Source organism: Roseofilum reptotaenium CS-1145, from assembly GCF_028330985.1.
In the GTDB taxonomy this organism is placed as follows: Bacteria; Cyanobacteriota; Cyanobacteriia; order Cyanobacteriales; family Desertifilaceae; genus Roseofilum; species Roseofilum reptotaenium.
Window position 1 is genome coordinate 19,149 of record NZ_JAQMUE010000067.1, and the last position, 26,652, is coordinate 45,800.

Consider the following 26,652-nt stretch of genomic DNA (forward strand, 5'->3'; position numbering starts at 1 on the left):
GTTCAAGATACCAGGTTGCCTCAGATTCAAGACTGCAACGGTTCACTAATACATCCAACCGCTTCAGCATCATAATTACTAGAGAATGGTAGTGTGAGATTTACTGTCAATATGAACTTCAAATAATTTTTCTGGGGGATTGCGAGTACTGTAGTCAACTATGTTTACCGCAACAGTATAAAAATATTGAAGTGCCTCTGTATCTCTATTCTGGACTTCATTGAAGTTAGTAAAACATACATGCCACAGGTTTGGCTTACTGTTTTTATCCCAAATAGCAAATATTTCTTTAAAGGCTTTAACAACTTTTTCCCGATCATCTCCTTCAATGAGAACCCAAAACTCTCGCCAACCCGCGCGCAAACACTCACAAGGCAAGCTAAAGTTTTGTAGGAATTGATCCCAACCATTAGAGAGGAGTTCCGATTCCTCATCTTTGGAGAATTTGCCCTCAGCAATAGACTCGATCGTGATAAATAAGATCGCCATGAATGCTTTCGGGTCTGGTTCTAGTAGTGCCTCCAGTTTTTTAGGAAAGGTGGCGCGATCGACTATGATACAATTACCCTCAATGTTATTCATTAGAAGAAACCAGTTTTTAATCGCAAGGCCAGTTCTTTGTCTTTGTTCACATTACAACTCATGATAGCCGAGAACAAACCAAAGGGACTATCGTTCACCAGTAAGGAGGGTTGGCTTCAGCCATGCGCCAGGGCCTTTACCACGTTCACCCCCAGATTAACGGTTGCACATTGTTCCACAGTCTGCTGAATCGTTGCCAGTAAACTTTCGATCTTTATGAATTGGGTTTAGGCCGGTTGCCGGGTAGCCGTGATCGTGATATCACGGATGTTTACATTCTGCGGTTGGGAATACATAAACACTGCTGTGCGAGCAATGTCGTCGGCAACCAATGCGCCGCCCATTGCCTGTTTCCATTCCTCATAACCATCAATGATTTCCTGCGAAGTGGTGTGACTCAGCAGTTCGGTTTCTACTGCCCCAGGGTGAATTGCCATCACGCGTACATCGCTGTTAGAAACCTCTTCACGAACATTTTCGGTAATTGCGGAGACGGCAAACTTGGTTCCAACATAAGCCGCATGGTTGGGAAAGGACTTTTTGCCCGCAATAGAACTCATGTTTATGATGGTGCCAGTGCCTCGCTCCTTCATCGAGCTAAGAACCGCCTGCATTCCGTTTAACAAGCCGAGAACGTTCACATCAAACATTCTGTGCCATTCCGCTGAATCTTGTGTATCAATCTGCCCTAGAAGCATCACACCAGCATTGTTGACTAAGCAATCTACCGGGCCATATTCAGCTTCAGCCTTTTCAATGGCAACATGGAAAGCTTCAGCATCGGTGACATCGAGTTTGCGGCACATTGTGTTGGGTAGGCCAAGCGCTTCGAGTTTTTCAATTCGGCGAGCGAGAAGTAACAGCGGGTGACCAAGTTCGGCGAAACGTCGAGCAATAGCCTCACCAATACCGGAGCTTGCACCGGTAATAACCACTAAGGATTTCTGATTCGTCTCCATATTTTCCCCTCTCTAGTGTCTTGTAAATGCAGTGTACTTTTGAACGACTAGCAATCTCAAGGCCTATTTCTGCTTAGACATTGCCTATTTCTGCTTTCTGCCCATTGTTTGAGCGCAATTCTTGACAGCGATTGCTATAGTCAAGTGATAAGGCTATTTGAGGAGGAGCGAATTATTTATCTACAACAAATCATGGATGTTTATCAGTTTTCCAAAGTGGAAGGCTTTATCAAGACTCATATCAGAGGTGTCAGTTTCTTCTGGGCAACAAAAGCTATAGCGTGTTCGCCGCTCGTCTACAATGCTGGGCTAGTGATTATTGAGCAGGGTAATAAGGTTGGATACCTCGGCGATCGCGTGTTTCACTACGATAGTGACCATTACCTTGTCCTTAGTGTGCCACTCACCTTCGAGTGCGAAACAAATGCCAGCTTGGACAACCCATTACTGGGCATTTTTATTGAACTCGATCTTGCCGAACTTCACAAGATGGTGATGCAACTCTCAAAACATAATGCACTCGATAACTTTGAGCTGACATCACCATTATGTGGTGTTGAGCCGGTTGCCCTTGATTCCCAGATGCGTAAGGCAACAACTCGGCTCATGCAAGCCCTCTGCTCAGAACAGGATAGTGAAATTCTCGGTTTGTCATTAGTTAGGGAGGTCGTCTACCGCGCACTGTTGGGTAAACATGGACCTGCTCTTTATGCGCTCACCCAACACAACTCCCACTATGCGCGGATTGCTCGAAGCATAGAGATCATTCGGCGTGAGTACCAAAAACCCCTCACGATCAAGCAGCTCGCCAAAGAAGTGGACATGAGTGTCTCGGCATTTCACCGGTCGTTCAAACAGATAACCGAAAAATCTCCACTACAGTACCTCAAAGAGTATCGATTACATAAAGCTAAGAGTCTTATTCTTCATAACAATATATCTGTAGGTACGGCAGCCCTCAATGTGGGGTACGAGAGCACATCCCAGTTTAGTCGAGAGTTTAAGCGCTATTTCAATTTTTTGCCCTCTCAAGCAAGAGACTCGGGCTATGCCCAACTTGTATAGATTCAATAGGGTTGGTCTTGAGTTTAGTAAGGTGGCGCGATCGACTATGATACAGTTACCCTCAATGTTATTCATGAGAAGTTCCCATATACAAAATTTGATCGCGTCTCGATTTTACTGGCTACTCAGAAATTACACCACAAGCCAGGCGAGGACCGCCGCCACCGAGAGGAGCTGGCTCGTCAGAAAAGTTATCTCCGTGCATATGCACCATTAGAGAACGACCATTTAAGAAGCTGACTTCTAACCGGGGAGCTAAAACAGGAGTTGTTGCTGTACCATTATTGGCCACAAATAACGGAGGTAAATCTCCCAGGTGACCATCATCCGCATAGGGGCCTTTATGGACTCCGGTATTGAATGGGTCGAAGTGCCCGCCGGCAGCTAATCCAGGTACGGTCTTGCCATCTTTCATTCCAGGGCCGCAGTCTGGATTGGTATGAATATGAAATCCATGGGAACCTGGAGTCAAATTGGTCAGATTCGGGGTAAGAAGCAAACCATATTCCGTATCTTCCAAAAGCACCGTACCAACAGCCGCGCCAATACCATTGGCATCAGTGAGATTCATTTCAACGGTAATGGCATGACCGTCAGCATAAGCTGGTGCGAGAACAGTTGCTGTCATTAGGGCTGTCAGAGAAGCAATATAAACTGATTTTTTTTTCATGGGTATCTTGGAAGTCAAAAAATAAATAACGTATGACTGGGGACAATATATTAATTGACACACGAGACAGTGTGCCAGTAATGGTTAATGCAAAGTGTATCCCAGAAAACGAAAACCATAAGGCCATATAGCGATTCTCTTTTCTATGAAGTACAGCTTGAAGCCTTAGACCCTAAGCAATATACGCTTTTGCCTATTGCAAAGCAAGCCTATTGCCTACCGCGAAGTGCTATATATTTCCGAGATCGCCTCTTCTGCTAGACCAAACGATAGGGTCATTCCCGCACCACTGAGGGCGTTAACAATGGTCACACCCGGTTCTGGATATAAAATCAATTCAGTTGATCCGGGTAACTTGGCATACACACCGTGCCATGTTTGGGCAATGTCTAGGGAAGGGGGTTGGACAAAGCCTTTTAAGTAGTTGAGAACGTAGTTGTTCAGATCGGCGCGATCGAAGGGGTGAGGACACCAACCATATTCATGAGTGTCGCCAATAATTAATTCTCCTAATCCATTTTGCGACATCATGACGTGAATTCCCCATTCTGGAAAATAGGGAGTTTCTTTAGCAATGCGTTCTTTGAGAGCAGGAAGGGAGGGACAGTCTGCAAACGCACTATAGTGGGTTAGGGTTAATCCTCCGCAAAGTGCTGCACCGAGTCGCCAGTTGTTGGGTTGGGGAGCCGTTCGCATCATTTGCAGTTTAACTTTGGTGATGCCGCTCTTGGCGTAGTGTTGGGGATAGAGGGTTTCAAAGTCTGCACCGGAACAGACAAAAATGCGATCGCCTCGCCATTGCTCTCCCCCGGCAATTGCCACCCGATCCGCGATCGCTGTAACAACCGTACCAAACTTGAAGGTAACCCCGTAGGTTTTACTGAGATAATTTGGTAATTCGGCGATCGCTTCTCTGGGGTCTACAATCACTTCTGTGGAACTCCACAGCGCTCCTAATAACCCTTCCTTAACTACGGCTGGACTCTTCTCTAAGACTTGATTAGGGGTCAGTAAAGCTACAGAATGGGTAGAGGCTCTAATGCTGATAAATTCCTCTAAAACCGCCATCTCATCTTCACGATAGGCCAGATGTAGCGATCCGGCTTCTTCTGCGTGAAATCCAGTCTGAGCCGACAGTTCCAGCCAAATTTGTCGAGAGTTGAGGGCGCGATCGCCTAATTGTCCTAAGGGTTGTCCCACAGGCCAGACCATGCCAAAATTGCGAATTGATGCACCCATTGCCTGGGGATTCCGTTCAAAAACAACAACCTTGAGTCCTCGTTTGGCACAGGCTAAAGCATGAGCTAAACCAACAATCCCTGCACCAATAATTAATACATCAGCCTGATTTTGTGAAGTCATGAGTTACTACGTTAATAAATCAGAGGAACAGATAAGAAAACACCAAATTCTTGGGCTAAATTACAACTGACACGACCATGAACTTTACCTTGTTCATCGTGGAATTTTGCCCGGTCTGCCAGGGGAAATACAGCCTCATGCCACACATTAGGATGAATATATAATCCCTGGTGACCTTCGACATAGAACGCGATAAAGTCTTCCGGTTTCACCTCGTCTCCGGGTAAAGCGAGGGGAACGACAAAGGGCGTATTTTCTAAGGGAAAAAACAGTTGTCCACCATCGGGGTGATAATTGGCGTGCCAGAGTAAGACCTGAGAGCGTCCTGATTCTGGTGTGGTTTGAGATTGGGCATTTCCTGGGTTTGTAGACCAACCCAAGAGATAGCGATCGCCAACCGCTTGATTATGACCATAAAGGATCTCTCCTTCCCACCAAAATTCAAAGATCCCTTGGGTAGTTCCCCCTTGGTTGCCGGTTTCTGGATCGAGTTTTCGCCATCCTTGGGTGGGCCAGGTCACAATTTCAATAGAATAGCTCTCATAATCATCCACCAATTGACCATATCCAGCCAGAGATTCTGGTGTGGCTTTGACCAAGGGAACGTCCACCCAGGGGAGTTCTGGGGGAACATCAGGAGCCAGGTAGTTAATGGGATGACCTAAAGTTTGCATCATCGTAATTCTTGGGATTATGCTGTGATTTTTTCTTTCAACTCCCGCAGAGAATCCAACAATCCATCATTCGGATATTGGGCTAACTGTTCTCGGCGATGAGTTCCATTGGTTACTCCCAAAGTCATCAAACAATGGGCATTCAATCCCGCTTCTAAATCTGAGGGAGTATCCCCAACTACAATTACAGTTTGGGGATTCTTGACCCCAAGTTTGTACATCGCTTTCTGAATCATATAGGGAGCTGGGCGACCTTCGTTATTATAAATCTCTGAGGGCGTAACCGAGACTTGGATATAAGAGTGTTCTGAGCCAACATAATCTTGATTTAACCCTTTATCCCATCCCAAACGACGCAAGATAATATCCGTTACCTCACGATAAAATCCTGTATTTAACCCAATCTTAATTTCCTCAAACTTTAGCCAGTCAAACAGTTCTAAGCATCCTTCTGTCGGTTCAACCGGTTGGGTTTGATAATGATGTTCTAAGGTTTCCTTAAACCGTTGATAAGAAACCTCGACATTTTGCTGATAATCTGGGTGATCTCCACCGAGTTGTTCTCGCCACAACGTTTGAAATACCAGCTTTTTTGACCATCCCATCATGGCATTCACGCGATCGCCGGAAGCCTGTAAACCCGTTTGTTCGGCAGCCACAAAGAAACAGTTTTGCACTTCATTGTTATCCTTGACCGTTGTGCCTGCCATGTCAAAGATAACCAGTTCCACATTAGGAGTAGAAGACATTCAAGTGACTCCTCCGATGAGTCAGTTTGTCTCTATTAGGATAACTTAAAACGTACCCTATTCCCTCTTCCCTACCCATTCGTAAACTTCAAAGGCGGTTGTATCGCAATGGGTACAACCGCCACATTTTTGCCCTTCTAAGCTTACCGGGCGCACTCTGCCTTTATTGACTAATTTATTGAGCATTGCCCGCAAAGCATCAGGATGGCTGCGAAAGTGGGTTTCGAGTTCGGCCAGAGAGACTTTCTGTTTTTGGGCGAGGTAGTTTTGTAGTTCTAGAATCATGGCTTTAATTAATAATTAATAGACTTCTTGCAGAAGTTAGGCAATAGGCAACAGGCATAAGACTGTATTACTATTCATTTATGCAAGAGATCTAATACTTTTGGCAATAGAGAACGGGGAATGGGGCATCTCTACTGCCCCGTTCCCCGTATCTCCCGATCCCCTTGTCCGCACTAAATGGGGCTTTCAGATTGGCGGTGGGTTTTCAACTGGGGATTCAACATTTTGAGACCGAAGAAGACACCAACGCTAATCACTACCATACTTAAAAGCCATACACTAGCGAAGGTGGGTTGAACACTCAATTGAGTGATTTGATAGAAACTGGTGGCGACGATGTAGGCTAAACCTGTTGTCCATGAAGCAACAAAAATTGTCCATTGCCAGTTGGTTTCCCGGTAAACGGCTGCGGTGGCAGCGACACAGGGGAAATAGAGCAACACAAATAAGAGATACGCAAAGGCTCCAGCTTTGCCATCAAACCGGCGTACCATGGCTCCAAATGTCCCTAAAGTAACTTCCTGTTCTTCCGAGGCAATTTCTACATCTGAGGTATCGCCAATGTTAAGACCAATGGGGTCGAGTAAGGTACCGGGAACGTCAGCTAAGTTAGCGGGAATGGTGGCGAACGCTTCTTGGATACCGCCCCAGAAACTAAAGCCTCCTTCTTCCTCTTCTAATTCGGGATTATCAGTAAGTGCCAATTGTCCGTAAATGGAATCGAGTGTGCCTACCATGGCTTCTTTAGCAAAGACACCGGTAAAGATTCCCACGGTAGCGGGCCAATTTTCCTGGGTAACGCCCATGGGAGCAAAAATGGGAGTTACAGATTGACTGGCAGCGCTTAGGATGGATTGGTCGCTATCTTGATTACCAAATGAACCATCTGTTCCTAAGGAGTTGAGTAATCCGAGGATGGTGACCATGATAATAATGACTTTTCCGGCTTTCAAGAGAAATGCCCGTAGCCGATCCCAAGTGCGAATCATGACCCCTTTGAATCGAGGAATATGGTAGGGAGGAAGCTCCATGACAAAGGGAGAAATTTCGCCTTTGAGGATGGTGTTTTTCATCACCAGTCCGGTGAAGATGGCAAAGGCAATACCGAGGATATAAAGGCCAAAGACAATATTTTGACCGCCCAGGGGAAAGAAGGCAGCCGCAAAGAGGGCGTAAACCGGAAGCCTTGCACCACAGGACATGAAGGGATTCATGAGAATAGTCATGAGGCGATCGCGGGAATTTTCTAAGGTGCGGGCGGCCATAATTGCGGGTACATTGCAGCCAAAGCCGACTAACATGGGCACAAAGGATTTTCCAGGTAAGCCCACAAACCGCATCATCCGATCCATAACAAAGGCGGCTCGTGCCATGTAGCCAGAATCTTCGAGTATCGATAAGAAGAGGAACATGAAGCCAATAACGGGAATAAATGTGGCGACGGTTTGCACACCACCACCCGCACCGTCAGCTAACAGGGCGATCGCCCATCCGGGGAAGCGGAGGCTTTCGAGCAGTTGCCCCAATCCGTCTACAAAGATTGTCCCAGCAACGATATCAAAAAAGTCAATAAAGGCACTGCCAACATTGATCGTAAATAGGAACATCAGATACATGATGCCTAAGAAAATGGGAATCCCCAGCCAACGGTTGAGGACAATCGCATCGAGCTTATCGCTCATGGACTGACTCACTTCTCCCGTGCGTTGACTGGCTTCTTGGGTCACGGTTTGAATAAAGCCGTAGCGACTATCGGCAATCAGGATATCGAGATCTTCTCCTAAGACTTGATGAATGCTACGCCGATGTTTAGCGATCATTTCCGTAAGCGCTGGAGTAACGAGTTCACCAACTCCCCGTTCATCGTATTGCAGCAAGTTTAGAGCAGTCCAGCGAGGTTCGACGATCCGATTGGTCGTGTTTTGAGTTAGGTAAGGGACGATTTCAGCTAAGGCATCTTCGATGACTGCTGGATAAGCAACGTAACTGGCAGGATGGGTTAAGTTCTCTAGGATGTGACCGACGAGATCGACTAAAGAGCCAATTCCTTCGCGATCGCTGGCAATCAGGGGCAGAACAGGAACACCTAAGCGATCGGCTAAACGCTCTGCATTAATATCGATACCTCGCTTCTGGGCAATATCGATCATATTCAGAGCGACAACCATCGGCAGGCGCATTTCCATCAACTGAGTCGTCAGATAAAGATTACGCTCTAGATTGGAGGCATCAATGATATTAATTACCAATTGTGCTTCTCCAGAAAGGAGATAATCTCGCGCCACTAATTCATCCATTCCGGTGGCACTTTCTTCGGCATCCAGGGAATAGACCCCTGGCAAGTCTACCAGGGTAATGGTCGCTTGATTAATCTTAAACTGCCCTTCTTTGCGATCGACTGTAACCCCCGGCCAGTTTCCTGTCCGTTGGTTAGCTCCGGTGAGGGCGTTAAATAGAGTGGTTTTTCCGCAGTTGGGATTACCAATTAAGGCAACAATGGGTTTGAGCATGGCTAGGGTTTTAATGTGGGGGAATGGGGGAAGAGGGAGATAGGGGGATAGGGGGCATCTATTGCCATGACCTATGACCCATTACCTATTACCAGCGCGAAGCTCGAAGTAAAAAGCGCTATAAACGTTCTACTTGTAAGGCTTCGGCTTCTTGTTTGCGTACAGTTAAATGAAAGCCTCGTACTTGAATTTCAACTGGATCGCCTAGGGGGGCTACGCGAATCACGGTAAATTCTGTACTTGGAGTGAGGCCCATGGAGAGGAGTTTGCTTTTGTAGGCGCGATGGGTCTTTTCATAGCCGAGAATGCGCCCTTTTGTGCCTACAGCTAGGTCTCCTAAATGGAGTGTGGAGGTTGAGTTTTCCATATCTGAGTGTGGATGTAAGGATAGATTTGTGTCTGTGACTAAGACTCGTGAGGCTAGACCGGCACCTAAGCCTAAGCGGTTATCGGCGATCGCTACTACCACCGAGCCACTCCCTTGGTGACTGAGAATTTGCAACTGAGATCCTGGGGTAATTCCCATGGCTAAAAGGCGAGATATACCCCCTTTGCCTTGAAACCCCTTAACCCATACCTGCTGTCCAGGTTGTGCTTCACTGAGCAAAAAGGCATTAACGTCTAGGCGTTCTGATGCGGCTTCCTCTTGACTATCTAGGCTCGAACTGTCTCCTATGTAGTCGTAGGAGCTGTCGTCATCATGCTGTCCTGACCCTGAAGGGTGATGGTTCATTTTTTTTCCTCTACGTCTTTTCATCCAACCAACAACTTGAGGGCGATTCATTGGAATTGCTAATTATTTTCATTTAAATGCCATCGACAGTCTACTCTAATCCCTAATAAATAGCGGAAGGATTAAAAAAGATTTAACCTTTAGTTCAAAAAAGTTCTTAATCTATTTTTAATCTTCACTTCTGTAATATTTCGCAAAATCCAGATAAATATTAATTTTTAATTTAGAGAGCTATTTATTTCTTCACTGTGAAGTATTATCAAAGATGGCTCATTTAAATTCTCGCGACAATAAACCCCAAAATAGTTAAAAATCATGACCGACGCTGCATCTCCTTCGGAAGTCTCCCCTGCAACAGTGGCCCAGAATACCCAACCCCCTTCTGAGTTTACTTCTCAATTAGGACAATGGCTAGAAAATACCGGTGAAATCGCTGCAATTTTACCGGTCGTCACTGGATTATTAGTTACTAGTCGCTTGCAGTTGCGAGGGGCACAAGCCTTATTGGTCAATCTGACGATCGCCGCCCTAGTCCGTCAAGCCATCCAACAAATCAAGAAACAAGCCAAGCCTGGCTCAGAAAACGGTCAACAAGCTTTATCTGCTAGTGAAGAACAATCGAATCAAGAGGAAGAAGATTATAAAATTGTCCATTCTGTCCCTGGGCGAATTCGTTTACGCATCCCTCGTTTAATGAATGACATGCTTTATGCCAAACGCCTAGAAAAACTTCTGAGTGCCGAGTCGAAAGTCAAGCATGTGCGGATTAACCCAGCAGCCGCTTCCCTCATTATTCAATACGATGGAGAGGGCATGTCAGAACTAGAATTAGGCATGTATTTACTCAATATTCTCGATCAAGCCAATTCTACAAACCTGGATGGTCAAAGCGATCAAGATTCAGAATCTGAAGGCGATAGGCAATAGGCAATAGGTAACAGGCAACAGGCAATAAATGCCCCCATTCCCCCATTCCCCCATCCCATACTCCATGCTAAAGACCGTTCATTCAATTCCTGGGCGAATTCGCTTGCGAGTTCCCGAACTGAAAGAAAATTCTACTTATGCTTCTCAACTGCAAGCAACCCTGTCTACTTGGCCGGGGGTAAGGCATGTTCGCATTAATCAGTTATCAGCGTCTCTAGTGGTTGGTTATGCTCCTGAAGTTTTGCAGGAAGGGCAGATCAGACAAACTGTAGAGGATCGGATCGAAAAAATTAGCCAGAATCTTGCTCCAGAGACACATCCTGCTCTGCCGAGTCAAGACAGTTCAGAAGGGTGGTCAAGTTTACGCCTTCCGTTGGTGGCGACTTCTCTGGCTCTGCTGAGTCGGACTCTCCCTCGATGGGTTGGCTTGCGTCCAGTTACAACGATCGCCTTTCTATTGATTGCTTTTCCAGTCGCCAAACGAGCATGGCAGAGTATGGTCAATGAACAGCGTTTAAATATTGATTGTTTGGATTTTCTGGCTCTCAGTTTAAATGCGTGGCAAGGAAAACAGGTGACTCCGATGATGGTGATCTTGCTCCATGAATTGGGGGATATCATCCGCGAACAAACGGCCAGAGCAACGGAAGTGCGGACGGCTGATTTACAAGAGGCGATCGGGCGGTTTGCTTGGGTGAAACGGGAAGAAGATCAACCTCCACAGCAAATTCCTAGCGATCGCGTGGAAGTCGGCCAGACGGTTATTGTTTATCCTGGGGAGCAAATTCCTGTCGATGGCACGGTATTGCGGGGGGAAGGAGTGATCGACCAACAGCAGCTTACTGGGGAAGCTATGCCGGTAGTGAGACAGGAAGGAGAATCGGTATTAGCTTCAACATTGCTGCGATCGGGTCAACTGTATCTGCGTGCCGATCGCGTAGGCAACCAAACCCGCGCTGCTTTGAGTCTCGCCCTATTGCAAAAAGCTCCTGTCCATGATACTCGCATGGCTAACTATGCCGAAAAAATCGCCGATCGCCTGATTTTACCCTCTCTATTTCTCGCTGCTCTCGTTTGGCTCACCACAGGCGATTCTTCTAGGGCAGCCGCTATCCTCACTCTAGACTTTGTAACCGGCATTCGTGTCTCGATTCCCACTGCCTTTTTAGGAGCCTTGAACCATACCACTCGCCATGGCATTTTGGTTCGCAGCGGTCGGACTTTAGAACAATTGGCGGAAGTAGATACGGTAGTGTTTGATAAAACGGGAACTCTTACCCAAGGGATTGTCACAGTATCGGGAATTACTCCTTTCAATGGATCGTCTGAAGAGCGAGTGCTTCAACTAGCCGCTGCCGCTGAACAACGGCTGAATCATCCCGTGGCTGAAGCCATTGTTGACTATGCCCATCAGAAGGGGGTAACGATTCCTTCACGGGGAGAATGGTTCTACGAACTGGGTTTAGGGATTCGCGCTCAAATTGAAGGTCAGGAGGTTTTGGTCGGCAGTCAGCGCTTTTTACACCAGGCTGGGATTGAGTGGGAAAGTGTAGATGGGGAACAGGTAGAGACCGATGCCCCCTCTGAGATTTATGTGGCTTGTAACCAGCAGTTTCAAGGTATTATCCACTATCGCGATCCCTTGCGTCCAGAGAGCGATCGCCTAATTCACACTCTACAAAAGAGTTATGGCATTGATGTTCATTTGTTAACGGGCGATCGCCCCCAACGAGCGGCTCAAGTGGCTCAGGAACTCCGTATTCCCACCACCCAAGTGTATGCCGAAGCGTTCCCCGATGATAAGGCTCGGATTTTGCGCGATTTACACCGTTCTGGGCGAACTGTTGCTTTTGTAGGAGATGGTTTAAATGATTCGGTTGCCCTCGCTTATGCGGATGTAGCAGTGTCTTTTGAACAGGGTTCAGAGATTGCTCGGGAAACGGCGGATGTGGTGTTGATGAATAATAATTTACTCGATTTACTCGAGGCGATTTCTATTGCTCGTCAAACCCGCAATCTGATCGATCAAAATATTGCGTTGGTGGTTGCACCTAATTTAGCGGCGTTGGGGTTAGCGTCGAGTGTGGGACTGCATCCTTTACTGGCAACTGCTATTCACAATGGATCGGCGATCGCTGCTGGAGTCAATAGTCTGCGTCCCCTTGTCGAGCATCAGATGACAGTTAAAAGTTAGGGAATAGGGAATAGGGGATACGCCATCGCTGTATCTCCATGTCGCTGTCGCTCTCTACTTTAAGATTGTTAACAATAGTTCTCATTAGTTGCAAAAATTCTGCTAGGCTATGGGCAGAAATCAACCTTTCTACATGGTCTTCTAACCCCTATGTCTCTGATTCATCTGGAAAAGTCCATCGTGACTTTTCATCTCAAGGAAATTCTCGAAGATGGACACGGTAATCATCCCCTATTCTGGGTTGGATTAGGCGTTTTAGTTTTAGCCCCTACTCTGTTACCCGATCCTCAACCGGTGAATCAACGGTTGAATAAAGAGGGAAGAACAGGAAAAACAGAAATGTCTTTATCTGAGTGGGTGGCTCAGGCACAGAAAAATAGAGTCGATGCTTGACAGTTAACGGTGACTGTCTACAACTCTCAAGTTAAAAGACAAGGGGCCCCTAGCCCCTTGTTTTGGTGAGTTTCTCCGAGTTTACAGCACCATCAAAACGATCCAAGAGGGCTGTAACTGAACCGTTAGGTTAGGAATTTGGGAGGGATTTGTTCTCAGTCTGGGCATGAACTTCCGCTTTGGCTTCAGCCGCAATATCCGCGAGGCTTTCGGCCGTTTCCGCTAGGGTGGATTTGGTCTTTTCATACCAAGTAACTCCCGTTTTAATGGTGGTTTTCAAAACCGGTTTGACCAACGGCAAAATGACAGGTGCAAGGGCAACGGTAGCGACTCCGACGACGATCGCCTTGGTGTTGGGGTTACGGGTGAGTTCGGCGACTCGCGATCTTAGTCCCATGCCTTCTTGATGCATCATTACCATAATTGAAGATCCTGTTGCTAAGTTGAAATAAAATGTAGCTCACATTCTCATCTATTATACCCTAATTGAGAAAGAAAAACCAGACCAATCAGAGGAGTAAGACGTTACTTAACGTTTCTGATGATCTGGGATATCCTGTAATTGATGTTGTGCCAACCTTGAAGTAGCCTTGAGTCAACCTAAACTCTTGCACAGTGGCAATCCTTTGTATCGACCCCTAACGGCTATCCTGTTGGGGGGACAGGCGATCGCCCATATCCTAGCCGGAAAAATTCATCGCCGAAATACGATGGAGCAGATGATTAACGTGGGGCCAGCATCGGTGGCGATCTCTGTGATGACGGCGGTTAGCGTCGGCTTCGTGTTCACCATTCAAGTTGCCCGTGAATTCATCAACTTTGGAGCCACTACTGCGGTTGGGGGCGTTTTGGCGATCGCCCTAGCCAGAGAACTCTCCCCCGTCCTGACTGCCGTCGTTGTTGCTGGGCGCGTCAGTTCCGCCTTTGCTGCCGAAATTGGAACCATGCAAGTGACCGAACAAATCGATGCCCTCTACATGCTCAAAACCGATCCCATCGATTACCTCGTCATTCCTCGATTAATCGCCTGTTGCTTAATGGTTCCCCTTCTGAGCCTCCTGTCCCTTGTCATGGGGATTGCCTCCGGTTTATTTATTGCCCAAGCTCAATACCGCATCCCCTACTCTGTCTTCCTCTCCTCCGTACAAAGCTTCATGACTCCTTGGGATGTCTTTAGCTCTGTGATTAAAGCCTTTATTTTTGGAGCCTTAATTTCTGTCATTGGCTGTAGTTGGGGACTCACCACCACTGGAGGTGCAAAAGGGGTGGGTAAATCCACGACTACCGCTGTAGTTATTTCTCTGCTCTCGATCTTCATGACTGATTTTGTCCTCTCTTGGATTATGTTCCAAGGTATGGGTACATCCTCAATTCAAGGGGTATAACCCTTCTCTAGAGCAACGATTTAGTCCATAAATCATGTTATCGGATTGGCTTTAAGCCATCTTGAGAACTTGATAAAAGATAGGGGCAAATTCGAGGGAGATGCTATTTACAAATCCTCAAAAATGCATTTTTTGCATATAGTCTATGTTTTTATTTCAATAAGTATTTTTTTCCGTAGTTTATCTTACAGAATATCCTAGATAATCTGGATATATACAAGTTATATCTTGGACAAAAAAGAATTGAAATTGTCTATAGCAAGGAATAAGTTAGTGAGAACAAGCAATTGACTTAGAGTCAATTGTTATCAGCTAATGGGACAGTTTTCTATAAGTCCTAAGTATTTCTTAATTGGCTATAGCAATCCTCTCTTCTATGGAGTACAGCTTGAAGCCCTAGACTCCAAGCAACATCAGCTATTGCCTGTTGCCTATTGCCAGCGCGAAGCGCTATATCACCCAGACTGCATAAGGAGAACACCAAAAATGTCACTAAAAGTCGAACTTCTGGAAGAGAGCTTTGAAAAAGTGAAGCCAGAAGCGAATGAATTTGTTGAGAGTTTCTATACATATTTGTTTACGGATAATCCGGACGCTAAACCGTTGTTTGAGCATACGGATATGAAGAAACAAAAGCAAATGCTTTTGCAATCTTTGGTCTTTACAGTAGAAAATTTGAAAAAGCCAGAAGAGTTAAGTAATGCACTTAAAGGCTTAGGGGCACGCCACGTTAAATATGGAGCCCTTCCTGCCCATTATCCCCTAGTTGGTGGGGCACTCTTGAAAACTTTTGAACAATACTTAGGGGATGATTGGACTCCTGAAGTCAAACAAGCTTGGATTGATGCCTATCAAGCGATTACCGATCTGATGCTTTCCGGTGCAGATTACGATAAAGCGGAAACCCAACTTTCTTAAGTCATGACCAGCAATTTGCAGCGGTTTCCTCTTCTGAAAAATATTCTTCAAGTCAAGACAGCTATTATTGCAGTGGTCGTTTTGTTACTGATTTGGGGAATTGCTGCGTTTGCCTTAGATCAACGTCAAATCTTTCTTCCGGGAGTGACATCAGACGGGCACACCTTAATTGAGGCTTCTTGTAGTTCCTGTCATGAAGGATTTAAACCGGTCAGTAATGAAACCTGTATGCGTTGTCATGAAGCAGAGTTAGTCAGTGATATTCACGGCCCGAAAAAGTTTCGCGATCCCCGTTGGGCAGAATACCTCAGTAATTTAGATGTGTTAACTTGCACTGCTTGTCATGCGGAGCATGTCCATATGTTTGGTCGCGGGGTTCACCTGAAACCAGATTTATGTATGGCTTGTCATGAAGGAGTCATTACTGGAGATATTCCCAGCCATAAAGGGTTTGAACCAGATGGCTGTTGGACAGCAGGATGTCATAATTTTCACGATCATCGCTCGATTTCAACGGGTTTTTTGCGGGAAAACTTGAATCAACCCATCCTATTACCGAAGCCAGAAATGCCGAATTTAGAAGTCACTTTAACCGAAAGTAAACCCCCTAAACCTGATTTGGGTGAGGAGTTTCTGGAGGGGAGAGGATGAGAAGAAACAGCATTTTTCTGATGGTATGGCTATGGTCTGTGGTGATATTGTGGGGTTGTAATGGGGCGATCGCCTCCCCAATCTCCGCCGAGCGAGTAACAGAAATTACTCAGCAATGGGAAAACAGTGTTCATGCTCTGGCGGATGTCAACTGTTCCACTTGTCATCAAGAGAGCCAAACGAAAACCTTGGTGGTGCGTCCTAACCAAGAAAGTTGCCAAAGTTGCCATCAGCAACAGGTGGATACATTTCTGCTCGGTAAACATGGTATTCGCACGGCTGAAGGACTGTCTCCTTTAACGCCAAAGATGGCGCACTTACCGATGAAAGCCTCTGCTCAGGAACAGTTCATGGGGTGCAATACCTGCCATGATGTCCATCAACCTGACACGTTTAAGGCTTCTGTAGACTCCTGTCTGCAATGCCATGATGATACCCATTCTCTCAATTATGGGGACTCGAAACATGGTTCTCTGTTTGCCGCATCGGTTAGACTGCCTCGCCCGAGTCCGGATCTGGTGACCTGTGCAACCTGCCATTTACCTCGCACAGTCAATGAAAATACCAATTCGGTGTTTGTGAATCACAATAACACTTACACTCTGCTTCCGCGCGATCGCATGGTGAAGGATGTTTGTATGAATTGTCACGGCTTGGAATATTCCTACAACAGCATCTTTGATGATCAGTTGATTGAGGGCAATTTTCACCATCCCCCTCAGCAAGATTTAGACACGCTGAAATTGGTTAGAGCGCTAGAAGAAAAGCGAACCGCTTCAGACTCTGAATAACAGATTTGTTCACCTAATGGAAAACCGACTATGCTTATCCTCAGAACTTGGATACGTTCACTTAAACTGAAAACCATTAGCTTATTCGTTTTAGCGACAGCTATTTGTCTGACTGCTGTTTCTTGTGCTGGAGGAAACAGCAATAGTTCGACTCAAACCAGTGGTATTGATCCTGCTCTTGTCGTTGATTATATCCATGCTGTGGCGGAATCTGACCGTACTGCCTACACCAAGCATGTGGTTAACCGGCTGAAAACACTCGAAGGACAAGAGAAATCCAATGGAGTCGTTCCCGCAGAAGCAACGGAAGCTTGGCAAGAAGCCGATGGTATTCCTTTACCCGCACAAATGTTCCGTTTAGGTGCAGAACTGGCTTCTGAACAAGGTACATTCACGTATGGTTTGATTTCTCCTTGGAATATTAATGATGCTCAAGCTCCTAGAGGTGAGTTTGAAGAAGTGGGGATGCAAACCGTTATTGATACGGGTGAACCCTATAAAGATTATCGAGAAATTTCTGGTCAACAATATTACTCTGCTATTTATCCCGATGTGGCGATCGCCGAAGCCTGCGTCACCTGTCACAACGATCATCCCATCCATAAAGAACGTTATCCCGATAAAATCTTTGAACTGGGAGATGTCATGGGCGGTGTCGTAATTAACTTACCCCTTGAAGGAACTTAATCCATTTCTTTTTTTTAGGTTTGATTTAGGGAGGAATGCAACGTTTGTATTCTCTCCCTTAATTTCAATGTAGCTTATCCACAATGAAACCCAAGTTTTCCACCCTCATCCTCTTAACCGTAATTTGTGCTATTCTGCTCACCCCTTTTGTTTTCAGTCCTAACTATATCCCCGTCCTCCGCTTAAATGACTTTGATCTCTATTTAGCCTTTCAGAGCGAACTCTATAAGCAAATTACGGGATATTTATCCCTATCTTTTGTGCTACTAGAAATGGCGCTAACCCTCCGTAAACGAGGAAGAAGCTGGAAAGTAAAAATCAAGGTTCCGGGCAGTATTCAGCTCTGGAGAAGCCTACATGTTTTTCTAGGCATTGCCTTAGTGGGTAGTACATTTATCCATACTATCGGGGTGCGAGGTTTGAATTTTAATGCCATTTTCCTATGGGTCTTTTTCTTGGTCACCTTATCCGCTTTAGTCGGGGTAGTTGCTGAAACTGGAATCATAGAATCTTCCCAGCGTTATTTCCGATTTAGTTTATCTTCTACTCCTGGCAATACCGGCATTTCTAAAGGAGTTTTGATTCGCAATTTACGAGGAATTTGGCTAACCAGTCATATCATTTTAGTCAGCATGTTTTTAGTTATGCTAGTCTTTCATATCATCATTGCCTACTATTATCAATAATGCCGATTGAGACGATCAAACAAGTTATTTTGGGATTAGTATTGATGGCCGTATTTGCTTACTTCTTTCTGCTACCCAAATCTCCTGCGTTACTGCCCTCTAGTTTAACCGGCTTGCAGCAACTTAAAGCCAGTGTCCAAATTGCTGTTCCCTATCGTATTGCGCTCAATAATTCTTTACCGACAGTGATTGAATTTTATGCCGATTGGTGTACTACCTGTCAAGCTATGGCTCCTACAGTTTGGCAGATTGAAAAAGAGTATGAACATAAAATAAACTGGGTGATGATTAATATCGATCGCCCAGAATATACCCATCTTATTGAAGAATATAACGTGCAAGGTGTCCCTCAGTTTATTTTCTTCAATACTCAACAAGTTGTTCAGGAAATTCTAATTGAAAAAATTCCTTCATCTCTACTGGTTGAACAAGTTCGTTTATTACTAAATTTTGATGATACATCACCCAATCAGGAGCTGAGATAAACTTGACTAATCCATGGGATTAATGGGGAACATTTAAGGCTCCTGTGTGTCTTAACCAATCTTTTTGATCGTCAGTCAATCCTTGGGCATCCGTAAATGTTGCTCCCATGAATTCGCAGTTAATGAATTGAACATCTTTCCAAATCGTCCGTTCTAAATTGGCATCCTGGAAACTGGTTTCAACCAACTTGACTTCATCGAATAAAGCGGATTCTAGATCGGTAGACAAGAATGAACAGTGTTCTAAAACACTATTGGTAAAGGATGCATTGATACATTTAGCTCCTAAGATCTCTGTATCTTTCATCTCAAGAGATCGAAAATCAACTTCACACAAATTTGTAGATACAAGACTAGAGTTATGTACCTTGCTCCTTAGAAAAATGGATCGATGTAAATTGGCTTTTTCTAAATTAGCATCTATCAAGAAACTGTCACTTAAATCTGCATTTTCTAAAATAGCCGAGTGCAAAACTGATTCAGTAAGATTACACTGTGTCAACTGAGAAGAAGTCAGATTAACTTGGGTTAAATTGGCAGAATTTAAATTAGCTTTCTGAGCTTTAATTTTTCTCAGATCTGACTTATAAAAATCAGCATCAACACCATTCAAGTGATCTAAAGTTGCACCATAAAGTTTCGTATAACGAGCATCAATCGATCGGCAATTGGCACTGTTTAAACAAGCTCCATTGAGTTCAGCACGGAATAATTTAGCACACACTAAATTAGTTTCGGTCAAATTGGCTAACATCAAGTTGGCTTCAGAAAAGTTTGTCCCTTGACAAAAGGCTCTAGATAAATTTGCCCCCCGTAGATAGGCTTGACTAAAATCACCATCATCAAGGATACAACCCTCGAGATTAATCCGGCTTAATTCAGCCCTAACAAAAGATTCTCCGTCCTGGAGTTGGTTGATAACTTCTTCGGCTGTGAATAAACTCATAAAATTAAGGTAATAGATGACAAAACTTAACTTCTAGCTTATCGCTTAATTGCCCGTTTTTGCTACTTCTGTCATCCTGAATACAACCGGATCTTCTCAAACCAGTAAGGTAGACAATAAGAAAACCCTTTGATCATTCTTGAAACTGTTAAGATGAATACGCCTTTGATCCGGTTCTTTGGCTCGATCCAGTTTGCTGTTCCCCTTCTGGCTAGTATTGTTGCTATTTTAATCGGAGCGACAATTTATGAGTCTCAAGTGGGCTCGACTGTCGTACAACATCTGATTTATAAAAGTCCTTGGTTTGGGATCTTGATGTTCCTGCTGGCAGTCAATTTATTCATTTCGGCACTCACGCGCTATCCTTGGCGAGGCTTTCGTAAAGCGGGATTTGCTTTAACTCATATTGGACTGGTTTTGATTATTGTAGGCTCGGCGGGAGTTATTCACTTGAGTTTGGAGGGAATGCTACCGTTAAGAGAAGATCTAGCGGGCAATAATCAGATTCGGGTTGAGGGAGATTTATTAGAAGTGATGACTCCTGAAGGCGAAACTGAACAACGGGATATTTTTATCCGTCCTGATGGCTCTATTTCTCCTTCTTCAGTTCTCGGACTTTCTTTGTTAGGTTATGCGGAAAATACGGTGAAAACCGTTCACTTTAAGGAAGGAGGAGCCACGGATAACGTGGCTTTGAAGGTGCGGTTAACCAGTGCGCGAATGTCACAAGAGGTGGAACAATGGTTAGGGTTTGCACCCCTACCTTATCGTAGGGTAAGTTTGGGGCCGGCTGAGTTGGTGCTGACGGTTGTGGAGAGTGAGGAAGCAGCGCAAGAGAAGGTTGCGACACTGGCTGATACTTCAGAGGGGAATTATTTTCAGGCGATCGCCACTTCATCCGGTAAACTTTATTATGCTACCCATTCCTCTCAAGGCTTCCAATCCGGTATTCTAAAACTGAATGAACCGATTGCACTCGGTTGGGCAGACTTTGAGATTACCCTAGAAGAGCAGCTAACCCATGCTCAGATTGACCGTCAAATTGTACCGGTTGGCGATCGCACCGTGCAAGGCACTCCCGCTATCCTAGTCAAAACAGAAACAGGAACCCAAACCTGGCTACCTTGGGGAGAACCTACCACTATTCCTGTACCCGATGGGGAAATTTTAGCAGCATTTACGCCTAAACTTTTTTCCCTTCCCTTTCAAGTGGCGTTGCAAGACTTTATTGTAGAGCGCAATGAAGGTTCTGATAGCGTCGCCATGTGGACAAGCAAAATCCAAATTCAAGACCCTCATCAGCATATTAGCAGCGATCGCACCGTCTGGATGAACCACCCCACCTGGTATCAGGGATGGAAAATCGCTCAAGCCTCCTGGAACCCTGGAGATTTACGCCAATCTACCCTACAAGTGAAACGCGAACCTCTGTGGATAACCCTACTCACTTGGACAGGTTCAGCCCTTGTCGTTGTCGGTATTGGTACAATGTTCTATGGTAAGGCCATTCACAAAAGCCTCACCCATTATCCATCACCCGTCATTAATTTAGGAGAAAATTAAGCAACTTTTACTGTTACTCTTGGGTTGTATGGTGAATATCGATCTGCTCTACCAACGACTGGGCATTACTGCTAATCAACTCCTAGAGTTTTCCCAAAATAACCAGATTATTGAATTCGCTTTGTTTGGCTCGATTTTGCGAGATGATTTTCAACCCAATAGTGATGTTGATATACTGGTTACCTTTGCGCCAAAAGCGAAAGTTAGCCTTTTACAGTTTATTGGCATAGAACAAGATCTATAGCCTTTCTCGAATTAATGAGGTACAGTAGAATGGGAGAGTAACAAATGGGTAAATGAAAGCATACTCAATTGATCTACGTCAGAAAATAATTGACACCTACTATAACCAACCGATTTCACAGAGGCAATTAGCTACAAGATTTTGTGTGGCTTTGAGTTTGGTGCAGAAATTGCTTAAACAATATCGATTGACTGGTAATGTAGCTCCCCAACCTCATAGAGGAGGAGTAAAACTGAAACTCAAGGAAGAATAATTAATTATACTTGGTGAATTAATTGAAGCAAATAATGGTGCAACGCTCGATGAACTCTGTATTCTGCTGGAGAAGAAAACTCGAGTAAGGGTGAGCCAAGCGACCATGGGAAGAATGACAAAAAGACTGAATTTTACCTGGAAAAAAACACTATTTCCGTCAGACAAAGACAGTGAGAGAGTACAAAAGCTCAGATGTGAATTTAGGGAAGAAATCAGACAGATAAAGGCTGAGGACATGAGCTTCATAGATGAATCAGGGGTGAATTTAGGATGAGTGCGCCGATATGCTCGTTCACAAAAAGGAAAAAGGGCGCTGGGAGCTAAACCGAGTAAACGAGGTAGAAATGTGTCGATAATAGCGGCAATATCTCTACAAGGTAAGGTTACCCACGTCAATTTGTTAGGGGGCACAGATGGCTTAACACTTGAAGCATTTATTATCCGAAAATTAGTGCCGAAACTATGGAAAGGGGCAGCGGTGTTCATGGATAATTATAGTATTCATAAGGGAGAAGAAGTGGAAAATGCCATTGATGGAGCAGGAGCTAGGCTAATCTATTTACCTCCCTATTCTCCCGATTTTTCTCCCCTTGAAAATTGCTGGTCAAAGGTGAAGCAAATTCTCCGTAGTGTCGGAGCTAGAACTCACAAGGCATTAGATAGTGCCATCGAAGAAGCCTTCAGTCAAATTTCTAAGCAAGATTTTCATAACTGGTTTACACATTGTTGTTATTGTACCTCATCTATTTGAGAAACGCTATAAATACTTCCGAACAAAATAGTCAAGATCTGGAGTCTCTAAACCCTCAACTTTGGCTTGTTCATCCCAGCAACGAAGTTTAATACTATCGAGAGCATAAGGTTGTGCGACAAATGCTTGAGCGTCTTCTGGAGAGAACACACCTCCTTGGATGATTAAGCTCTGTTGGGAAGCCCGGGAAAGTTGACTCAAATATTTGGGATCGACTGCACAAAGATAGCGTTTTGCTTCAACATGGAGATGGATAGGTTCTGTGATAGCGGGAGGAAAGAGCGATCGCAAAACCGGCAAAGCACAATATTCATGGCGGAAATTAGAAATACACGATTGATAGAACTGATCTTTAATTGACTCAATGATGATACCCTTGACATCAGAGGTGCATGAAAAGTTAATATCATGGAAAATCAGCAGATAGAAACCACTAAACCTCAAACTCGCTTACGAGTAGCGGTTGTCGCCTTATTTGTCATCGAAACCGAAGTGTTACTGATTCATCAGATGACGTTCCCAGAACCTGACTGTTGGGACTTACCAGGGGGAGGCATTGAACCCCACGAACCTATTCGGGAAGCTCTACGACGAGAAGTTAAAGAAGAGACAGGAATAGAGAACTTTGAAATCGATGATCTATTGACAATAGCCGAAAGTTTCTTTCCCGAAGGAGGCGATCGCGTCCTCCATACGATTAACATTATCTACCAATGCTCACTTCCAAGTAAACCCACCCATCTCCATAGCGATGAATCCGAAATTGGCCCCAAAGGCATTCAATGGGTCGATATGGCTTCTGTGTCTCAAAAATCCTGCTCCACTCGCTGCTGGCAAGCCCTACAAGTTCTGGGCGCTGGTGAGTAGAGACAGGGGGAATAGGCGATCTCCCGATCCCCCATCTTCCCCATCCCTCAACATGAAATCAAGTTAATTGATTCATAACCCATTATCTCCTAACCCATAACCTGGGCTTAGTCTTTCTCTGGTATGACTATCTAAGCATTCAGGATGGGTGAATTATGAGTAAACGAGTCATTGTCGTGCTATTAGATGGCTTGCGTTTTGATGTGGCTGTTTCCTCAATGGGTTACTTGGGCCATTTAGTGGAAACCCTCCAAGCCAGTCTGTATCAAGTCCGAGCTGAACTACCGAGTTTATCCCGGCCCCTCTATGAAGTGCTATTGACCGGTACACCGGTTTCCGTCAATGGTATTGGAGCCAATGATGTGGTGCGTCTGTCCCATCAGCAAAGTGTGTTTCATTTGGCAACGGAAGCTGGCTTAACTACCGCAGCAGCCGCCTATTCGTGGTTTAGCGAACTCTACAATCATGCTCCGTTTGTTCCCCAGCGCGATCGCGACCAGCATAATATCCATAACCCCATCCAACATGGGCGCTTTTATTGGGAAGATTCTTACCCTGATTCCCATCTGTTTGCTGATGCCGAAATGCTCAGGCAAGCTTATAATCCTGACTTTTTCCTTGTCCATTCTATGGGAATTGACCATGCGGGACATGGCTATGGCTCGGATAGTAAAGAGTATCGCGGTTATGCCTTCCTAGCCGATAGTCTACTGTCCCACTATATTCCCCTTTGGCGGGAAGCCGGTTATACCCTTCTCATTACTGCCGATCATGGTATGAATCCTGACGGTCACCATGGAGGAACTCTACCGGATGTGCGGGAGGTTCCCCTATTTACGATCGGGACTGACTCGAATGGGGAGGCAACTGAGCCGATATCCCAATTGGCGATCGCCCCTTTAATCTGCACTCTATTGGACATCTCGCCCGCACCAGCGATGCTCAAATCTGCACAAGCTTTATCCCTCACCGCTTCTTAAACCCATTTGATTATTCCTACTTTCAGGAGAACCTCATGCATTATCGATTCAATCCACAATTGAGTTCTAGAGTCACAAAAGTTACTCATTCTGCTTTAGTATTGGCGATCGCCGGACTTGCTTCCTGTGCTTCTAACGTGGAAACCACAACGACTGCTGGGACTACCGCCACCAGAGCTGAAGGCAGTTGTCCTGCCATTACCCTCGCTGATGCCCAAGGCATTGGTGAAGGAAAATATCCCCAGCAATACGACTTACAGAACTATGAAGCCGAAACGGGATGTGAGATGGCTTTCGTCGCTAACCCAGAAATTGAGGATCTCAATGGGGAAATTCAAGGCAACGCTGACCTCCCCTCCATAGATGAAAGAATCCCGAACGAGCCATTAGTTGTCGTTCCCTATGAAGAAATTGGTCAATATGGGGGCATCCTAGCTGGACTCTCCAAAGCCACAGAATCTGGAACTTCAGACCTGCTCTCTACTCGCCATGTGAACCTCTTCCGCTATTCCGACGACCTAAAAACCTTAGTTCCCAATATCGCTCGCGACTTTGAATGGAACGATGATTACACCGTTCTCACGGTTTATCTACGAGAAGGACACAAGTGGTCAGATGGCGAACCCTTCACGGCTGAAGATATTGTCTTTTGGTATAACAACGTCCTAGCGAATAAAACCCTATACTCGAATGGTATCCCCGATCGCTTCCTCGTCAACGGCCAACCCATGGCAGTAGAAGCGGTTAATCCCACCACAGTTACCTTTACTCTCTCCCAAGCCAAACCCGGTTTAACTTCCTTATTTGCCACCGACTACGCTCAACCGTTTCTACCCAAACATTTCTTAGGCAAATACCACCCCGATATTGACTCCAATGCTGAAAAGAACGCCAAAGATGATGGCTTTGAAAGCTGGGATGAAGCGTTTAACTTCTACTATGGCAGCAGTGACTGGAAAGATGTCCCCTCTCCTCTGCTCAAAGATACAGCTAAAGCCAATAGCTTAGAGCGAGCAGTAATGCCGACTTTAGAATCCCATATTGTCATTGCCGATACCGCAGAAGGTCGGCGTTTGGTGGCGAATCCCTATTTCCATCAAGTTGATACTACGGGACAACAACTCCCCTATATCAGCAGGATTGATGAGGTGTATGTGCCAGAGAAGGAAGTCCAGAACTTAAAACTCTCCAATGGGGAAGTGGTGTATAAATCTCAAGCTGTATTTGCTGAAGATTTGCCCGTATTGCAACAAAATGAAAGTAAAGGGAATTATAGTGTCAATCCCGTTCCCACTGTAGGGGAATCTATGGTGGTCTACTCCTTTAATGTCAACCACAAGGATGAAGGCTTGCGAGAGATTTTTGACGATCTTCGCTTCCGTCAAGCTGTCAGTCATGCCATGAATCGTGAGGAGATGAACGAGTTGGTGTATTTTGGGTTAGCTACTCCCGCCCAATATACAGGCATTGACCCGAATACAGTGGATTTTATCACGGAGGAGCAAAAGACCTATTTAATTGAATATGACCCAGATAAAGCCAATGAACTGCTTGATGAGATGGGGTTAGTCGATGCCAATGGGGATGGAAAACGCGATCGCCCCAACGGTCAGCCCTTAGTGATTAATTTACAATTTGCTACCCAAGGTGGTGCAGTCAAACTGCATGAACTGTTTGTCCAATATCTTGATGATGTGGGCATTAATATGCAGCTCAAGGAAGTCACCTCCGATGAATATCGCGCCAGTCAAGCGTCTAATGATTTGGATATCATGACCTGGACAAAAGCCTATACCTCAGCGTTTGTAGCGGGTTCGCGGGAACCCTTCTTCCCTCCCTTTGGTGACTATTTTAGCCTTACCAACGGTCATCTCTGGGCTAAATATATTGAAACCGATGGCGCTGAAGGCTTGGAACCTCCCGAATGGGTGACCGAGTTGGATCAAGCTTCCACGGAGTATCAGAAGTATACGTTGGGGACACCGGAATCCAATCAACTCGGTAAGCAAATCGTCGATTTACTGCAATCCGATCTGCTGTTTATCGGCACGGTAGGGAATCCTGCCGAACCTGTTTACCATCGCAATGATTTAGGTAATTTCCAGGAATTTACTGCCAAATCCTATGACTATTACTGGGCTTATCCCTATCGTCCCAGTCAATGGTTCTTGAAGTAGAGCGCTACGCGCTGGTAATGGAGAAACGCTAAAAAGTGGGTTTCTGACAGAAACTCGCTTTCTAAATTCTACCCGTTCTCTATACCTGATGTCTTATCTCAAGAGAGGCGTTTTTACACGCAAGGGAGCCACTAACCCATCAAATTCTTGATGGGTTAGTGGC

28 protein-coding genes and 1 pseudogene are annotated in these 26,652 nt (G+C 45.2%); 17 read left to right on the plus strand and 12 right to left on the minus strand.

Features of this window, described 5'->3' with window-relative positions:
- Positions 1-78 precede the first annotated feature (78 nt).
- Both PN466_RS10790 and PN466_RS10795 read right to left on the minus strand, forming a co-directional pair.
- Complete coding sequence (locus tag PN466_RS10790; protein ID WP_271939562.1) at positions 79-582, minus strand: hypothetical protein; 504 nt, start codon at positions 580-582, stop codon at positions 79-81.
- 227 nt (positions 583-809) lie between these two features.
- Positions 810-1,541: an SDR family oxidoreductase gene (locus PN466_RS10795; RefSeq protein ID WP_271939564.1), complete on the minus strand. Its 732-nt coding sequence runs from the start codon at positions 1,539-1,541 to the stop codon at positions 810-812.
- Positions 1,542-1,733: 192 nt separating this feature from the next.
- On the opposite strand from PN466_RS10795, the gene PN466_RS10800 reads away from it, so the two are divergent.
- A complete protein-coding gene (locus PN466_RS10800; RefSeq protein WP_271939566.1) occupies positions 1,734-2,606 on the plus strand; it encodes an AraC family transcriptional regulator in 873 nt (290 codons plus the stop codon).
- Between the two features lie 121 nt (positions 2,607-2,727).
- Here PN466_RS10800 and sodC read toward each other — a convergent pair whose 3' ends face one another.
- From sodC to PN466_RS10835, 7 genes are all read right to left on the minus strand, one after another.
- Complete coding sequence (gene sodC / locus PN466_RS10805) at positions 2,728-3,234, minus strand: superoxide dismutase [Cu-Zn] SodC (protein WP_278003061.1); 507 nt, start codon at positions 3,232-3,234, stop codon at positions 2,728-2,730.
- A gap of 258 nt (positions 3,235-3,492) precedes the next feature.
- Entirely contained in the window at positions 3,493-4,638 is a 1,146-nt protein-coding gene (locus PN466_RS10810; protein WP_271939569.1) for a TIGR03364 family FAD-dependent oxidoreductase, read from the minus strand.
- A gap of 11 nt (positions 4,639-4,649) precedes the next feature.
- Complete coding sequence (locus PN466_RS10815) at positions 4,650-5,315, minus strand: ureidoglycolate lyase (protein ID WP_271939571.1); 666 nt, start codon at positions 5,313-5,315, stop codon at positions 4,650-4,652.
- Between the two features lie 14 nt (positions 5,316-5,329).
- On the minus strand, positions 5,330-6,061 hold the full coding sequence (locus PN466_RS10820) for an HAD hydrolase-like protein (protein ID WP_271939573.1): 732 nt from the start codon (positions 6,059-6,061) through the stop codon (positions 5,330-5,332).
- Between the two features lie 57 nt (positions 6,062-6,118).
- A complete protein-coding gene (locus PN466_RS10825; RefSeq protein ID WP_271939576.1) occupies positions 6,119-6,346 on the minus strand; it encodes a FeoC-like transcriptional regulator in 228 nt (75 codons plus the stop codon).
- Between the two features lie 173 nt (positions 6,347-6,519).
- The gene (feoB, locus tag PN466_RS10830) at positions 6,520-8,856 is read right to left on the minus strand and encodes a Fe(2+) transporter permease subunit FeoB (protein WP_271939577.1); all 2,337 of its coding nucleotides are present in this window, start codon (positions 8,854-8,856) and stop codon (positions 6,520-6,522) included.
- 118 nt (positions 8,857-8,974) lie between these two features.
- Positions 8,975-9,589: a FeoA family protein gene (locus PN466_RS10835; RefSeq protein WP_271939578.1), complete on the minus strand. Its 615-nt coding sequence runs from the start codon at positions 9,587-9,589 to the stop codon at positions 8,975-8,977.
- Between the two features lie 315 nt (positions 9,590-9,904).
- On the opposite strand from PN466_RS10835, the gene PN466_RS10840 reads away from it, so the two are divergent.
- The 3 genes from PN466_RS10840 to PN466_RS10850 all read left to right on the plus strand — a co-directional run bounded on the left by PN466_RS10840 (position 9,905) and on the right by PN466_RS10850 (position 13,103).
- Entirely contained in the window at positions 9,905-10,516 is a 612-nt protein-coding gene (locus PN466_RS10840) for an HMA2 domain-containing protein (protein ID WP_271939579.1), read from the plus strand.
- A 64-nt stretch (positions 10,517-10,580) separates the two neighbouring features.
- A complete protein-coding gene (locus PN466_RS10845; protein WP_271939580.1) occupies positions 10,581-12,710 on the plus strand; it encodes a heavy metal translocating P-type ATPase in 2,130 nt (709 codons plus the stop codon).
- Between the two features lie 180 nt (positions 12,711-12,890).
- Positions 12,891-13,103 (plus strand): hypothetical protein, encoded by a 213-nt coding sequence (locus PN466_RS10850; protein WP_271939582.1) that lies wholly within the window; start codon positions 12,891-12,893, stop codon positions 13,101-13,103.
- 130 nt (positions 13,104-13,233) lie between these two features.
- On the opposite strand, the gene PN466_RS10855 is transcribed toward PN466_RS10850, so the two are convergent.
- Positions 13,234-13,524, minus strand: coding sequence for a DUF5132 domain-containing protein (locus tag PN466_RS10855; protein WP_278003058.1), 291 nt, complete (start codon positions 13,522-13,524; stop codon positions 13,234-13,236).
- Positions 13,525-13,693: 169 nt separating this feature from the next.
- Between PN466_RS10855 and PN466_RS10860 the strand changes: the two genes are divergently transcribed.
- The 7 genes from PN466_RS10860 to PN466_RS10890 all read left to right on the plus strand — a co-directional run bounded on the left by PN466_RS10860 (position 13,694) and on the right by PN466_RS10890 (position 18,706).
- A complete protein-coding gene (locus tag PN466_RS10860) occupies positions 13,694-14,488 on the plus strand; it encodes an MlaE family lipid ABC transporter permease subunit (protein WP_271939585.1) in 795 nt (264 codons plus the stop codon).
- Between the two features lie 486 nt (positions 14,489-14,974).
- Positions 14,975-15,406, plus strand: a complete 432-nt coding sequence (locus PN466_RS10865; protein WP_271939587.1) for a globin family protein — start codon at positions 14,975-14,977, stop codon at positions 15,404-15,406.
- A gap of 3 nt (positions 15,407-15,409) precedes the next feature.
- A complete protein-coding gene (locus tag PN466_RS10870) occupies positions 15,410-16,057 on the plus strand; it encodes a cytochrome c3 family protein (protein WP_271939589.1) in 648 nt (215 codons plus the stop codon).
- Positions 16,058-16,077: 20 nt separating this feature from the next.
- Positions 16,078-16,848 carry a cytochrome c3 family protein gene (locus tag PN466_RS10875; protein ID WP_271939590.1) on the plus strand — a complete coding sequence of 257 codons (771 nt, stop codon included), beginning with the start codon at positions 16,078-16,080 and terminating at the stop codon, positions 16,846-16,848.
- Positions 16,849-16,878: 30 nt separating this feature from the next.
- The gene (locus PN466_RS10880; protein WP_271939593.1) at positions 16,879-17,535 is read left to right on the plus strand and encodes a c-type heme family protein; all 657 of its coding nucleotides are present in this window, start codon (positions 16,879-16,881) and stop codon (positions 17,533-17,535) included.
- 83 nt (positions 17,536-17,618) lie between these two features.
- Positions 17,619-18,221, plus strand: a complete 603-nt coding sequence (locus PN466_RS10885) for a hypothetical protein (RefSeq protein WP_271939596.1) — start codon at positions 17,619-17,621, stop codon at positions 18,219-18,221.
- Positions 18,221-18,706, plus strand: coding sequence for a thioredoxin domain-containing protein (locus PN466_RS10890; RefSeq protein ID WP_271939599.1), 486 nt, complete (start codon positions 18,221-18,223; stop codon positions 18,704-18,706). The genes PN466_RS10885 and PN466_RS10890 overlap by 1 nt, the downstream gene beginning before the upstream one ends.
- 19 nt (positions 18,707-18,725) lie before the next feature.
- Here the strand turns inward: PN466_RS10890 and PN466_RS10895 are convergent, their stop codons facing one another.
- Positions 18,726-19,652 carry a pentapeptide repeat-containing protein gene (locus tag PN466_RS10895; RefSeq protein WP_271939601.1) on the minus strand — a complete coding sequence of 309 codons (927 nt, stop codon included), beginning with the start codon at positions 19,650-19,652 and terminating at the stop codon, positions 18,726-18,728.
- 153 nt (positions 19,653-19,805) lie between these two features.
- Between PN466_RS10895 and PN466_RS10900 the strand changes: the two genes are divergently transcribed.
- From PN466_RS10900 to PN466_RS10910, 3 genes and pseudogenes are all read left to right on the plus strand, one after another.
- Positions 19,806-21,215, plus strand: a complete 1,410-nt coding sequence (locus PN466_RS10900) for a cytochrome c biogenesis protein ResB (RefSeq protein ID WP_271939603.1) — start codon at positions 19,806-19,808, stop codon at positions 21,213-21,215.
- A 28-nt stretch (positions 21,216-21,243) separates the two neighbouring features.
- Positions 21,244-21,459 carry a nucleotidyltransferase family protein gene (locus PN466_RS10905; protein WP_271939606.1) on the plus strand — a complete coding sequence of 72 codons (216 nt, stop codon included), beginning with the start codon at positions 21,244-21,246 and terminating at the stop codon, positions 21,457-21,459.
- Between the two features lie 52 nt (positions 21,460-21,511).
- Positions 21,512-22,465: pseudogene (locus tag PN466_RS10910) on the plus strand (IS630 family transposase).
- A 6-nt stretch (positions 22,466-22,471) separates the two neighbouring features.
- Here PN466_RS10910 and PN466_RS10915 read toward each other — a convergent pair.
- Positions 22,472-22,765, minus strand: a complete 294-nt coding sequence (locus PN466_RS10915) for a hypothetical protein (protein ID WP_271939608.1) — start codon at positions 22,763-22,765, stop codon at positions 22,472-22,474.
- 108 nt (positions 22,766-22,873) lie between these two features.
- On the opposite strand from PN466_RS10915, the gene PN466_RS10920 reads away from it, so the two are divergent.
- From PN466_RS10920 to PN466_RS10930, 3 genes are all read left to right on the plus strand, one after another.
- Positions 22,874-23,332 carry an NUDIX domain-containing protein gene (locus PN466_RS10920; RefSeq protein ID WP_271939609.1) on the plus strand — a complete coding sequence of 153 codons (459 nt, stop codon included), beginning with the start codon at positions 22,874-22,876 and terminating at the stop codon, positions 23,330-23,332.
- Positions 23,333-23,484: 152 nt separating this feature from the next.
- A complete protein-coding gene (locus PN466_RS10925) occupies positions 23,485-24,312 on the plus strand; it encodes an alkaline phosphatase family protein (RefSeq protein WP_390889990.1) in 828 nt (275 codons plus the stop codon).
- Between the two features lie 35 nt (positions 24,313-24,347).
- Entirely contained in the window at positions 24,348-26,489 is a 2,142-nt protein-coding gene (locus tag PN466_RS10930) for an ABC transporter substrate-binding protein (protein ID WP_271939615.1), read from the plus strand.
- Positions 26,490-26,652: the final 163 nt, after the last annotated feature.